We start from the raw sequence: 13268 nt of genomic DNA, 5'->3' as shown, positions 1-13268 counted from the left end.
GCGGCTATACAGACTAAATTAAATAAGCAGGAGGATAGTATATGAATCAGGCATATGAGAAATTATTGCGTTGTTATGAGAGCTTTAAGAGCAGGATAGATTTCAAACCGGAGGTGGCTCTGATACTGGGTTCGGGCCTCGGGGACTACGGCGAGAGCATACAGATAGAAGCCGTACTGGATTATCACGATATTGAGGGCTTCCCGGTGTCCACTGTGCCGGGACATAAGGGGCGTTTCCTGTTTGGGTATGTGGGTGAGGTGCCTGTAGTTATCATGCAGGGAAGGGTCCATTATTATGAAGGTTATGCCATGGAGGACGTAGTGCTGCCCACAAGGCTTATGAAGATGATGGGAGCGCGGGTGCTCTTCCTGACAAACGCAGCAGGCGGCGTCAACTATGACTTTGCGGCAGGCGATTTCATGATGATAACAGACCAGATCTCAAATTTCGTGCCCTCTCCGCTGATAGGGCCAAATATAGATGAGCTGGGGCTGAGATTTTCTGATATGAGCGAGATCTACGATAAAGATCTGCGTGAGATTTTAAGGAGCACTGCCAGGGAACTGGATATACCACTGAAGGAGGGCGTATATGTGCAGCTGACAGGGCCTAACTTCGAGACTCCAAGTGAAGTGAAAATGTGCAGGATATTGGGCGGTGACGCCGTGGGAATGAGTACTGCCTGCGAAGCTGTGGCAGCGAATCATATGGGAATGAAGATCTGCGGGATATCCTGCATCTCCAATCTGGGCTGCGGCATGACAGATGAACCTCTGAGCCATGAAGAAGTGCAGGAGACTGCAGACAGGGTGGCGCCTCTGTTTAAGGAACTGATAACGGCCTCCATTATCAGGATCGGAAAAATGCTGGAAAAGGAGAAGAAAGGGGAATAAAATGAAAGCACTTTATTTTGACGGGGAGAGGGCCATCTACCGGGAAGATATGCCTCTTCCTGTCCCCCGGGAGGGGGAGAGCCTGATACGTATCCTTATGAGCGCTGTCTGCAGTACTGATAAAGAGATACTTAAAGGCTACAAGCCTGACTTTACAGGAATCATGGGCCATGAGTTCGTGGGTGTGGTGGAGGAATCACCTGACCCCGGCCTGGTGGGAAAAACAGTTGTCGGAGAGCTCAATGCGGGCTGCGGCACCTGTCTTTACTGCAGAACGGGACGTGAAAAACACTGCGTCAGCAGGCGCGTCATCGGAATGGAAAAGCATGACGGCTGTTTTGCGGAATATATGACACTTGCTACCCATCTAATCCATCAGGTACCTGACGGACTGCCCGCAGAACAGGCTATTTTCACTGAGCCTCTGGCGGCGGCTCTGGAGATTCCTTCCATGATACATATAGATCCTGCCAAAAATATTGCAGTGATAGGCGACGGCCGTCTGGCCTTTATGATAACGCAGGTACTGTCCCTCACAGGCGCTGATGTTACAGTTATCGGCAAACATGAGGAAAAACTGCAGCAGTTTTCACCGTATGCCAGGACGGCAGTGAAGGCTGATGACACTTATGAATATGTGGTGGAGGCAACAGGCTCACCGTCAGGCCTTCTTCTGGCGAAAGACCTGGTGCGCAAGCAGGGAACTATCATATTAAAGAGCACATATGCCGGGGAAATCTCCATAGACATGAGCTACATGGTAGTAAATGAAATTACTGTTGCAGGGAGCAGATGCGGCCCGTTTGAGCCTGCGCTGAACCTTCTTAACAAATCCCTTGTCAAACTGCCGCCCATAGAACTGTATGAATTGAAGGATTATGAGAAAGCATTTCATTCCAGAGCCTTCAAGGCAGGGTTTAAGTTTTGATTATCCGGGGAAGAATATCAGAGGAGAAAAAAGAATGGATGAATTAACTAAGGTTACACATATTGACAATGTCAAGCTGAGTGAGGACAAAAGGAGCGTGGTCATACTTGACCAGACGCAGCTTCCCAACAGAACTGTATATCTGACCCTTGGCAGTGCAGAGGATATCTATGATGCTATCTTTGAACTTAAAGTCAGGGGAGCGCCCGCGATCGGCATATGTGCAGCATACGGCATCTATTGTCTGGCTGCGGCAGCCAAGACTGATGACTTTGAAAAATTTTACATGCAGTTTAAAAAGGACAAGGAGTATCTGGACTCTTCCAGGCCCACGGCAGTGAATCTGAGCTGGGCCCTGAACAGGATGGAAGGAGTGGTACTGGCAAATAAAGAGAAGCCGGTAAGTGAGATCATCTCCCTGCTTAAAACGGAGGCATGTGAAATACAGGCAGAGGACATCCGCATGTGCCGGGCTATATCGGAATACGGCCTGTCCCTGATAAAGGATGGGGACGGAATCCTGACCCACTGCAATGCAGGCCCTCTCGCCACTTCCCGATATGGCACTGCTCTGGGCCCTTTGTTTCTGGGAAAAGAAAGAGGCATGGAGTTTAAGGTATTTGCTGATGAGACAAGACCCCTGCTTCAGGGCGCCAGGCTTACCTCCTACGAGCTGGCAAAGGGCGGCCTGGATGTGACCCTTATCTGTGACAATATGGCCAGCCTGGTGATGAAGAACGGCTGGGTGCAGGCCTGCTTTGTGGGATGCGACAGGATCGCGGCCAATGGAGATGCGGCTAACAAGATCGGCACCAGCGGTGTGGCCATCCTGGCAAAATACTATGGAATCCCGTTTTATGTGCTTGGCCCTACTTCCACCATCGATATGGACTGCGCTACAGGTGAGGATATCAGGATAGAGCTGCGTGATGAGAATGAGATCAAAGAGAAATTCTATTCAGAGCCCATGGCATTAAAAGAAGTAAAATGCTATAATCCTGCGTTCGATGTGACAGACCATAGTCTGATAGCGGGGATTGTGACAGAATATGGTATCTGCAGGGCTCCATTTAACGAGAGTTTCCAGGAAATATTTCGAAAAAAGAGAGAAAATAGATTGTAAAGAATTTTGGAAAGTGTTAAAATTATTTAAGTCACTATAATTTATAAATGCCGTTATCCGACCGTTTTGCGGAATACCGGCAGAATATCTCAGGAGGTAGAAAAAGTATGAAAAAATTGTTATCTGTAGTCTTATGTACAGCAATGGTTTCAGCAATGATTGCCGGCTGCGGAAGTGCAGGCGGGGATACTGAAAAATCTACGAATGCCCAGACAGAGGCTGAGACAGCAGCAAAGGAAGAGACAGAAGCTGCCAAGACAAAAGAAGCGGCCGGCAAAGGTGACGCACTTAACATTGCTATCGTGAGCAGTCCTTCAGGCGTAGATGACGGATCCTTTAACCAGGACAACTACAATGGTATCCTGGCGTTTATTGAGAACCATTCAGATTCTAAGGTAACACCTGTTAAAGAGCCGACAGGCGACGTGGCAGCAGCTATCCAGGCAGTTGCAGATATCGTTGCAGATTACGATGTTATTGTCTGCTGCGGATTCCAGTTTGCAGGCATTGCAACAATTGCCCAGGACAATCCTGATGTGGATTTCATTCTTGTAGACAGCAATCCGGCTGATGCTGAAGGAAATGAAGTGGAAGTAGATAATATCTATGCCATGACATTTGCTGAGCAGGAGAGCGGTTTCTTCGCAGGAATGGCGGCAGCTTTAGAATCACAGTCCAAGAAAGTGGCAGTTGTTAACGGTATCGCTTATCCGTCAAACGTAAACTACCAGTATGGATTTGAATCAGGCGTTAATTATGCAAACAAGAAATATGATACAGGCGTTGAAATGATAGAGCTTCCTTCTTACGCAGGAACAGATGTTACAAATGCGGATGTTGGAGGAAACTATATCGGAAGCTTTGCTGATGAAGCTACAGGAAAAGTTGTCGGCAATGCACTGATCCAGGAAGGCTGCGATATTATCTTTGTGGCAGCAGGCGCTTCAGGAAACGGTGTGTTCACAGCAGCAAAAGAAGCTAAAGATGTAAAAGTTATCGGATGTGATGTTGACCAGTATGATGATGGTGCAAATGGTGACAGCAATATCATCCTTACATCAGGTCTGAAGGTCATGAGCACAAATGTGGAGAAACAGTTAGAAGCAATCGCAGCAGGTACATTCAAAGGCGGAAATGAACTGCTTAAGGCTGATACAGATTCAACAGGATATGTAAAGGCAGAAGGAAGGAACCAGTTGTCAGCTGATACAATCTCTAAGCTTGATGAAGCTTATGAGCTGGTGAAAGACGGAACGATCGTTCCGGCATCCAACTTCAGCGAATCTACTCCGGACAGCTTCCCGGGACTTGAGTAAGTCAGAGATAAGGCAGGGGGTTGTTGTGTAAGCAACAACCCCCTTTTTAAGTTTTTCCTGCGTCTGCAGAGGCTGTGCATACAGAGGAAAGATTTAAAGGAAAGCAGATAAAAGGAGGAAAGCCATGTCAGAATATATTGTGGAGATGAAGCACATCACGAAGCGCTTCCCTGGAATAGTTGCGAATGATGATGTGACCCTGCAGATTAAAAAAGGCGAGATATTTGCCCTCTTAGGGGAGAATGGAGCAGGAAAATCTACGCTCATGAGCATGCTGTTCGGTATGTATGAACCGGATGAGGGGGAGATCTATATCCGGGGAAAGAAGGAGCGCATCTCTTCACCAAGCTATGCGTCAAAGCTGAATATCGGAATGGTGCATCAGCATTTTAAACTCGTATCTAATTACACGATCGCGGAAAATATTATAATGGGCATGGAGCCGAAAAAGAAAGCTCTGGGCCTGTTTCCCTATGTAGATCTGAAGTCGGCCAACAAGGAGATCGCACAGCTTTCTAAAAAATACGGGCTGGAGGTGGATCCGGAAAAAGTGATCGAGGATATCAATGTCTCCACCCAGCAGAGAGTAGAGATCCTGAAAATGCTGTACAGGGAAGCGGAAATACTTATATTTGACGAGCCCACGGCGGTGCTGACCCCGCAGGAGATAGAATTCCTTCTGGATATCATAAAGGGACTGAGGAAAAATGGGAAGACTATCATACTGATCACCCATAAGCTGGAAGAGATCAAGCAGGTGGCAGACAGATGTGCCATCCTAAACAGGGGACGGCTGATAGATGTGCTGGATGTGGCGTCTACAAGTACGAAGCAGATGGCTAACCTTATGGTAGGGCGGGAGGTGTCCTTTGAGACAGAGAAAAGTGCGCCCCAATTTAAGGAAAAGATACTGGAGGTTGAAAATCTCTCCGTGCGCAACAGCGATAACTTTGAAGTAGTTAAAAATGTCTCTTTCTCCATAAGAGGAGGCGAGATCTTTGCAATCGCCGGTGTATCGGGCAACGGGCAGGTGGAGATCGCGGATGCGATCGCAGGTCTGCTCAAGGCAAGTTCAGGTTCCATAAAATTAAACGGAAAAGAGATCACACACTATTCCATCCGAAAAAGGACAATGGAGGGGATCTCCTATATTCCGGAGGACCGGCAGAGCTACGGACTTGTGATGGACTTTACACTGGAGGATAACCTGGCTCTGAAGAATTACTACAAAGAGCCGTTCTGCCACAGGGGAATCCTGAGGCAGGCGGAATTTACCAGATATGCAGAAAAATTAATAGCAGACTATGATGTGAGAAGCGGCCAGGGGAATAAGACTATGGTCCGTTCTATGAGCGGAGGTAACCAGCAGAAGGCTATTATCGCCCGGGAGATAGAGCTGTCGTCACCGCTCATGATATTTGTACAGCCAACAAGAGGACTGGATATAGGAGCCATAGAGAATATCCACAGGCAGATCATTGGTGAGAGGGACAAGGGCAGGGCTATCCTGCTCATATCGCTGGAGCTGGATGAGATAATGAACTGTGCCGATACTATAGGCGTCATTTATAATGGAGAGCTGAAGAAGATAGCGCCGGCGTCTGAACTGACGACAAATGAGGTCGGAGAATTTATGATGGGTGTAAAGGGGTGATGACATGAAGAAATTAATTGTAAAACTGCTGGGAAATGAAAAAAGACAGAGCATGACCATCCCCATCTTTGCAATTCTGGTCAGCCTTGTGGCAGGCGCTGTAGTTTTGGGGCTGCTTGGAAAGAATCCGCTGTCGGCTTATATGAACCTTCTTCAGGGGTCCGGACTGTGGCCGAAGGCCTCCTATGCGGGCGGCAAGAATATGCTGACTGATTTCACCAGTTTCCTGAATGCGCTGACACCCATGCTTTTTGCTTCTCTTGCAGTAGCGGTGGCGCTCAAAGGCGGGCTGTTCAATATCGGTATATCAGGGCAGATGCTCTGTGCCGGCTTTGTCACCACTGTCGTCATCGGCTACAGCGGACTTTCATCAGGAATTGCAAAGCCGCTTGTTCTGCTGCTTGGAATAGTGACAGGTGCTCTTGTTGGCGGACTTGTAGGATGGCTGAAGTTTAAATTTAATATAAACGAAGTAGTTTCTACGATCATGATCAATTATATAGCCCAGTATGTCATCAGCTTCTGTATCAATACCTTCTATGTAAATCCGGTGTCCAGGCAGTCTAACCCTGTAAGCAAGGCTGCCAGGCTGACGCTTATGGAGACACAGGTGGGGGATCTGAAGATGGATATACCTCTGGGAATCATTTTAGCAGTCATAGCTGCCTTTATTATCAGATTCCTTTTTAATAAGACGAAGCTGGGATATGAGATCAAGACGGTAGGTTCCAGCATCACGGCAGCCAGATATGCGGGGATCAGCGTAGGCAGGAACATGGTCCTGACTATGGTGATATCAGGCGCTCTTGCAGGACTTGCCGGCGTCACATACTATCTGGGATATTTTGGATCTATCCAGCCAAAGGTGCTCCCAAGTACGGGATTTGACGCCATAGCAGTATCACTGCTGGGAAACAGCAATCCCATAGGGATCATATTCTCATCCTTCCTGATCACGATCATCAGCAAGGGAAGTACTTATATGAGCTCTGCCGCAGGTGTGGAGGCGGAGATTGCATCTGTAATAACAGGCCTGATCCTGCTGTTTTCAGCCTGCAGCGCATATATTGCATATAAAGTGAAGAGAGCCAAGAGTTCTCTTGAGGAAGAGAAGATCCTGCAGGAGAAAGAAAAGACAAATGACAGGGCAGATTCCGGAAAGGGGGCTGAATAATGGATAATATAATTATAGATGGTTTATCATTCGCGCTGCCTCTTTTTATCATGGCGATTGGAGGCATTTACAGTGAGAAGAGCGGGATCACTAACCTGGCGCTGGAGGGCTTACAGGGATTTGGGGCGTTTACGGGCGCTCTTGTGGCTGTGCTCACTGCGTCCTGGTTTTCAGGCGGTTCCCAGATACCCTTTTATCTGGCGATACTGTTTGCGGTACTTGGAGGGGCATTGTACTCTCTGCTCCATGCCCTGCTCTGTATTAAATTTAAGGCGAACCAGGTGATCAGCGGCGTCGTGATCAACATACTGGCCACAGCCCTGACGGCTTTTCTGACGAAACAGATAAACAGCGCCGTATTTGGAAGTCCTTCTGATAAGTTCGTGCTTGGTGTATCCAACAGGATCACAGTGCCGGGGCTGTCACAGATTCCTGTGCTTGGGGCGGTATTTACAAATATTTATCCTTTTGAGATCATTATTGTGGTTGTTGCATTTATTGCCTGGTATGTGCTTTATAAGACACGTTTTGGCCTGCATCTGCGTGCCTGCGGGGACAATCCCCATGCAGTTGATGCCGCCGGAATAGATGTATCAAGAGTGCGCTTTATTGCTGTCATGGTATCAGGCGCGCTTTCAGGGATAGCGGGTATCAGCTTCGCATATTCTATCTCTGCGAATTTTTCAGGAAACATTTACGTGGGCTACGGCTATCTGTCCATTGCCGCTCTTATTTTCGGAAACTGGACGATCCTTCCCACGCTTGGGGCATGCCTGCTCTTTGGTTTCGCAAAATCTGGCGGTTATGAGATCGTCAAGATGCTGAAGATGCCCAGCAGCTATTCAGACCTTGTAATGATACTGCCGTATGTGCTCACGCTGCTTTTACTGATCTTCTTCTCAAAGCATAATAAATCTCCGCGTGCTCTTGGGGAGATATACGATAAGGGGAAACGTTAGAGCCGGAAGCCTAAAGGAGAATGATATGAATATAAGATTTTACAATGCAAGGATACTGACAATGGCAGACGGGTGCCGGATGGAAACGGGCGAAGTCTGGGTAGAGGGAAACAGGATATCATATGCCGGGCCGTCAAGGCCTGCCGGCTGCTGCCCGGCAATGCCGGAAGGGCAGAAACAGGAAAAGAAGTGGGACAGGGAGATCGATGCAGAAGGAAATGTGCTGATGCCGGGTTTTAAAAATGCCCATACCCATTCTGCCATGACATTCCTGCGTTCCTATGCGGATGACATGCCGCTGCTGGACTGGCTGAATAAACAGGTTTTTCCCATGGAGGCGAAGCTGACGGCAGGGGATATCTACCATCTCTCTAAGCTGGCTATCCTGGAGTATCTGACAAGCGGGATAACGGCGAATTTTGATATGTATCTCACTCCCTCAACTATCGCGCAGGCATCTGCAGACTGTGGATTTAGGACGGTGATGACGGGAGGGCTGAACGATTTTTCACAGTCCCTGGAGGATATTGACCGGTGGTACAGGCAGTATAATAGTGAGAATGAACTGATCAGCTTCGAGCTGGGGTTCCATGCAGAATACACCACTTCCAGGAATCTTCTGGAGGGAATGGCCGCCCTTGCAGAGAAATATAAAGCCCCTGTGTATACACATAATTCCGAGAGTCTCTCCGAGGTGGAGCAGTGTATGGAGCGCAATCATATGACGCCCACAGCTTATTTGGACAGCCTTGGAATGTTCAATTACGGGGGAGGCGGATATCACTGTGTCCATGTGACAGAGGAAGACATGGATATCTTTAAAGAAAGAGGGATGTCTGTGGTCACGAACCCCGGCTCCAATACGAAGCTCGCCAGCGGAATTGCCCCGGTCTCACGTATGATAGAGAAGGGGATCAATATCGCCATAGGCACAGACGGTCCGGCCAGCAATAACTGCCTTGATATGTTCAGGGAAATGTTTCTTGCTACCGGACTGGCAAAGCTGCGGGAGAAGGATGCATCTGTGGTGGATGCGGACCTGGTCCTTTATATGGCGACAGCCGGAGGCGCCAAAGCCATGAATCTGAAGGACTGTGACACTCTGACAGAAGGAAAGTATGCAGATATGATCATGATAGATCTTCACCAGCCTAATATGCAGCCGCTGAATAACATTTCAAAAAATATTGTATACAGCGGAAGCAAACAAAATGTGAAGATGACTATGGTAAACGGCAGAATCCTGTATGAAGACGGTAAATTTAATATAGGAACGTCACCTGAGGAAATTTATAGAAAGGCCAATGAGATAATTGGACGGATGCGTGGGTGAACTGTTATATGAAAAAAGTAAGTCTGTGGAGAAGGGCGGGATGTTTTCTTTTAACTGGAGGGCTTGTTTTAAGCATGAGCTTCGCCGGTGTGCAGCCGGCTGCTGCGGCCTCTTCTGCTGTCACAGCGGCCAGGGAACCGGAAGAAGAGCAGCAGGCTTTTGATGAATACATGGATGAGCTGTTTATTGATTTGTTAAACGGTGATTACTATAGTTTACATCTGATGCTTGAGAATCCTTCTGAATACGGGATCGACCTGAAGAGGCATGCATTTGATAAAACATTGTTCAAAGAGGCAGGAGCCAGAGATGATGAATGGCAGGAGGAAGTGACGGCTGTGACAGACAGACTGTCGGAATTTGATTTTGACCTTCTGGATGAAGAGCAGCAGAGGACATACAGAGTAGTCTGGGAATATTTCAAGAATGAAGAGGCTGCGGCAGATCTGGGCCTTTATTATGAGCCGCTTTCCTATGTTCAGGGCGTCCACAGTGAGATGCCGGTTTTGCTGTCTGTATTTACTATTATGTCAAGAGAGGATGCCAGGAACTATCTGGAACTTGTAGCGGATCTTGATGAATATTTCAGGGCAGTTCTCGAGTATGAACAGAGGCGTTCAGAGGCAGGGCTGTTTATGAGCGATGATGCCCTGGATATGGTGCTTGAGGACTGCAGGACATTTGCAGACAGGGAGGCAGAAAATATTTTAGTTGCATGCTTCCCTGACCAGCTTGACAGTATCGAATGCATAACGGAGGAAGAGAAGCAGGAATATGTGGAATGCCTGCAAACAGTAGTGGATGAGAATTTTTATCCGGCCTATGAGGAGCTGATTGAAGGCCTGGAGAAACTCAGGGGCACAGGGAAGAATGATGAAGGCATATGCTACTTTGAGAAGGGGAAAGAGTACTATGAATACCTGGTGAATTCAAAAGTGGCCACATCCTATGAGATGGATGAAGTTTCTGAAATTATAAATGAAAGTTTACAAAACATTACTGATGAATTAAATACTTTTGATTCAGATACGGCGGGTAAACTCCTCAGTGAAGAATTTGATTCATTAGATCCTGATGAAATATTGAAACTCATGCAGGAGAGGAGCAGAGAGGACTGGCCTGATATAGGGGAACTGGTTTATGAGTTCAGGGAGGTGCCTGAAAAGCTGGAGGATAGTATGAATCTTGCCTTTTATATGCTGCCTCAGTTAGATATCCCCGTGCGGAATATTATTTATGTGAACAATGCATATATTCAGGAAGACTTTTGGACTACCGTATCCCATGAAGGAGTGCCGGGGCATATGTATCAGACAAATTATAATAATTTGAATAATAATGGAAAAGGATACGGGCCAATACGGCGGATGCTGGAGAATAACGGCTATGCTGAAGGATGGGGAACTTATGCAGAAATATACTCCCTTTCCTATGCGGGTCTGTCCGGGGAGGCTGCCAGGCTCAGGAAGCTGATAAGCCTTCAGGGGCTTGGGATAGCCGCCATGCTGGATGTAGGCATAAATTATGAGGGCTGGAGCAGGGAAGAGGTATATAACAAGCTCCATGAGCTGTTTGATGAGGAGAACAGCGCCTTTTTAGCAGAATATTACTATGACTATGTTATAAACAACCCGGCAGGAATGCTGCCTTATTACCTGGGCTACCTGGAAATCACGGATATGCGGGATGAGGCGGAAGAGACACTTGGAAAGAAGTTCAGCCTCAGAGATTTCCATACATTTATGCTTGATGAGGGGAATGCTCCGTTTACGGTCATCAGAGAAGATTTCAAAAAATGGGTCTCTGAGCAGAAAGCCTGCTCAGACAGATAAAAAATACCAGACAGGATTTACGGCGCCGCCGCTTTTCTGTCTGGTATTTTTATATATTCCTGTGAGGCATCCTGCTATTTTCTGGCTGCCCGCTTACGCAGTGTGGGATCCAGGATTTTCTTGCGGATACGCAGGCTTTCAGGAGTGATCTCCAGAAGCTCATCTGTATCGATAAATTCAAGCGCCTGCTCCAGGCTTAAGATCCTTGGAGGACTCAGCTTCAGGGCGTCATCAGAGCCTGATGCACGTGTGTTTGTCAGGTGCTTCATCTTACATACATTTAATTCGATATCTTCAGGCTTTCCGCTCTGGCCAATGACCATACCTGCATATACCTTTTCACCTGGTGAAATGAAGAGGGTTCCTCTGTCCTGTGCATTGAACAGGCCGTATGCAACAGCTTCTCCACTCTCAAATGCAATCAGGGAGCCCTGCTTGCGGTACTGGATGTCTCCCTTGTACGGGCCATATCCGTCATAAGTGGCATTCATGATACCATTTCCCTTTGTATCAGTTAAAAACTCTCCTCTGTAACCGATGAGCCCGCGTGAGGGGATGGAGAACTCCAGCCTTGTGTAGCCGCCGCCTGCGATGCTCATGCCCTGCAGTTCGCCCTTTCTGAGGCTCAGCTTCTGGATGACATTACCTGAAAATTCTTCAGGGACGTCGATGTACACCACTTCCATAGGCTCAAGCAGATGGCCGCGCTCGTCATGCTTGTAGAGGACCTCTGCCTTGCTCACTGCAAATTCGTAACCTTCACGGCGCATATTCTCTATGAGGACAGAGAGATGGAGTTCACCGCGGCCTGAAACTTTAAATGATTCTGTTGTGTCTGTTTCTTCAACCCTGAGGCTGACATCCGTGTTCAGCTCTCTGAAGAGGCGGTCACGCAGATGGCGGCTTGTCACGTATTTTCCTTCTTTGCCGGCCAGCGGGCTGTCGTTAACAATGAAATGCATAGCGATAGTCGGTTCAGAGATCTTCTGGAACGGGATGGCATCCACATCCTCGGGGGAACACAGGGTATCACCGATATGGAGGTCAGCGATTCCTGAGATTGCCACGATGGATCCGATTGTTGCCTCCTGTACTTCTATCTTATTTAATCCGTCAAACTCATAGAGCTTGCTTATTTTAACTCTTTTTTGTTTGTCAGGCTCGTGGTGGTTGACAAGCATCACATCCTGGTTAACACGGATGGTTCCGCGGTCTACTTTACCAACACCGATCCTTCCCACATATTCATTATAGTCGATAGTGCTGATGAGCATCTGTGTAGAACCTTCAGGATCACCCTCAGGAGCCGGGATGTAGTCCATGATCGTCTCAAAGAGGGGAACCATATCCTTAGGTTCATCATTTAAATCCTTCATTGCATATCCGGCTTTTGCAGAAGCATAGACAAACGGGCAGTCCAGCTGCTCATCAGATGCGTCCAGATCCATGAAGAGCTCTAAGATCTCATCGATCACTTCATCAGGGCGGGCTTCAGGACGGTCGATCTTGTTGATACAGACTATGACAGGCAGATCCAGCTCAAGAGCCTTTCTGAGTACGAATTTAGTCTGGGGCATAGCGCCTTCAAATGCATCCACTACCAGTACGACACCGTTTACCATTTTCAGTACACGTTCCACCTCGCCGCCGAAGTCAGCATGACCAGGTGTATCGATGATATTGATTTTAGTATCTTTATAGGTAACAGCTGTATTCTTCGACAGGATCGTGATACCTCGCTCACGCTCGATGTCGTTGGAGTCCATAACACGTTCTGCCACTTCCTGATTTGCACGGAATACACCGCTCTGTTTTAACAGTTCATCCACGAGTGTTGTCTTACCGTGGTCAACATGGGCGATGATGGCAATGTTACGGATATCTTGTCTTTTCATAAAATAAATTTCCTTCTTTCTTCCTTTGCTAAAATACAGGTTTTACGGTCTTTCCCGCGTATTTTCGGGGAATTAACTTCTACAGTTTACCATAAATTTTAAAGATTACAAGGGGTTCTTGGCGATATTCAAAAAAAATCTAAAAATAAATTAAATTT

General features: G+C 47.4%; 10 protein-coding genes. 9 read left to right on the top strand and 1 reads right to left on the bottom strand.

The annotated features are described in order from the left end of the window. The first annotated feature begins 41 nt into the window (after positions 1-41). The 9 genes from NSB28_RS08015 (at position 42) to NSB28_RS07975 (ending at position 11215) form a co-directional block, all read left to right on the top strand. The gene (locus NSB28_RS08015; protein ID WP_109626407.1) at positions 42-896 is read left to right on the top strand and encodes a purine-nucleoside phosphorylase; all 855 of its coding nucleotides are present in this window, start codon (positions 42-44) and stop codon (positions 894-896) included. A gap of 1 nt (position 897) precedes the next feature. Then, positions 898-1824, top strand: a complete 927-nt coding sequence (locus NSB28_RS08010; RefSeq protein WP_109626406.1) for an MDR/zinc-dependent alcohol dehydrogenase-like family protein — start codon at positions 898-900, stop codon at positions 1822-1824. 34 nt (positions 1825-1858) lie between these two features. After that, on the top strand, positions 1859-2947 hold the full coding sequence (mtnA, locus tag NSB28_RS08005) for an S-methyl-5-thioribose-1-phosphate isomerase (RefSeq protein WP_109626405.1): 1089 nt from the start codon (positions 1859-1861) through the stop codon (positions 2945-2947). Between the two features lie 107 nt (positions 2948-3054). Then, a complete protein-coding gene (locus tag NSB28_RS08000) occupies positions 3055-4263 on the top strand; it encodes a BMP family lipoprotein (RefSeq protein WP_109626404.1) in 1209 nt (402 codons plus the stop codon). Positions 4264-4387: 124 nt separating this feature from the next. Next, the gene (locus NSB28_RS07995; protein ID WP_109626403.1) at positions 4388-5917 is read left to right on the top strand and encodes an ABC transporter ATP-binding protein; all 1530 of its coding nucleotides are present in this window, start codon (positions 4388-4390) and stop codon (positions 5915-5917) included. A 4-nt stretch (positions 5918-5921) separates the two neighbouring features. Beyond that, complete coding sequence (locus NSB28_RS07990) at positions 5922-7091, top strand: ABC transporter permease (RefSeq protein ID WP_109626402.1); 1170 nt, start codon at positions 5922-5924, stop codon at positions 7089-7091. Continuing rightward, on the top strand, positions 7091-8050 hold the full coding sequence (locus NSB28_RS07985) for an ABC transporter permease (protein ID WP_109626401.1): 960 nt from the start codon (positions 7091-7093) through the stop codon (positions 8048-8050). Before NSB28_RS07990 ends, NSB28_RS07985 begins: the two co-directional genes overlap by 1 nt. Positions 8051-8075: 25 nt before the next feature. Then, positions 8076-9383 (top strand): amidohydrolase, encoded by a 1308-nt coding sequence (locus NSB28_RS07980; protein WP_109626400.1) that lies wholly within the window; start codon positions 8076-8078, stop codon positions 9381-9383. An 8-nt stretch (positions 9384-9391) separates the two neighbouring features. Continuing rightward, on the top strand, positions 9392-11215 hold the full coding sequence (locus NSB28_RS07975) for a DUF885 domain-containing protein (protein WP_109626399.1): 1824 nt from the start codon (positions 9392-9394) through the stop codon (positions 11213-11215). A 74-nt stretch (positions 11216-11289) separates the two neighbouring features. On the opposite strand, the gene typA is transcribed toward NSB28_RS07975, so the two are convergent. After that, positions 11290-13110: a translational GTPase TypA gene (gene typA, locus NSB28_RS07970; protein WP_109626398.1), complete on the bottom strand. Its 1821-nt coding sequence runs from the start codon at positions 13108-13110 to the stop codon at positions 11290-11292. Positions 13111-13268: the final 158 nt, after the last annotated feature.

Origin of the sequence: Murimonas intestini, assembly GCF_024622195.1 — a bacterium.
In the GTDB taxonomy this organism is placed as follows: Bacteria; Bacillota; Clostridia; order Lachnospirales; family Lachnospiraceae; genus Murimonas; species Murimonas intestini.
The sequence above is the reverse complement of the archived record's forward strand: the minus strand, read 5'-3'. Positions and strand labels throughout refer to the sequence as shown.

Bases quoted from the DNA above. Each gene is read 5' to 3' on its own strand.
- NSB28_RS08000 (WP_109626404.1), top strand. From the start codon at position 3,055: ATGAAAAAATTGTTATCTGTAGTCTTATGTACAGCAATGGTTTCAGCA.
- typA (WP_109626398.1), bottom strand. From the start codon at position 13,110: ATGAAAAGACAAGATATCCGTAACATTGCCATCATCGCCCATGTTGAC.
- NSB28_RS07980 (WP_109626400.1), top strand. From the start codon at position 8,076: ATGAATATAAGATTTTACAATGCAAGGATACTGACAATGGCAGACGGG.
- NSB28_RS07995 (WP_109626403.1), top strand. From the start codon at position 4,388: ATGTCAGAATATATTGTGGAGATGAAGCACATCACGAAGCGCTTCCCT.
- NSB28_RS08010 (WP_109626406.1), top strand. From the start codon at position 898: ATGAAAGCACTTTATTTTGACGGGGAGAGGGCCATCTACCGGGAAGAT.
- NSB28_RS08015 (WP_109626407.1), top strand. From the start codon at position 42: ATGAATCAGGCATATGAGAAATTATTGCGTTGTTATGAGAGCTTTAAG.
- mtnA (WP_109626405.1), top strand. From the start codon at position 1,859: ATGGATGAATTAACTAAGGTTACACATATTGACAATGTCAAGCTGAGT.
- NSB28_RS07975 (WP_109626399.1), top strand. From the start codon at position 9,392: ATGAAAAAAGTAAGTCTGTGGAGAAGGGCGGGATGTTTTCTTTTAACT.
- NSB28_RS07990 (WP_109626402.1), top strand. From the start codon at position 5,922: ATGAAGAAATTAATTGTAAAACTGCTGGGAAATGAAAAAAGACAGAGC.
- NSB28_RS07985 (WP_109626401.1), top strand. From the start codon at position 7,091: ATGGATAATATAATTATAGATGGTTTATCATTCGCGCTGCCTCTTTTT.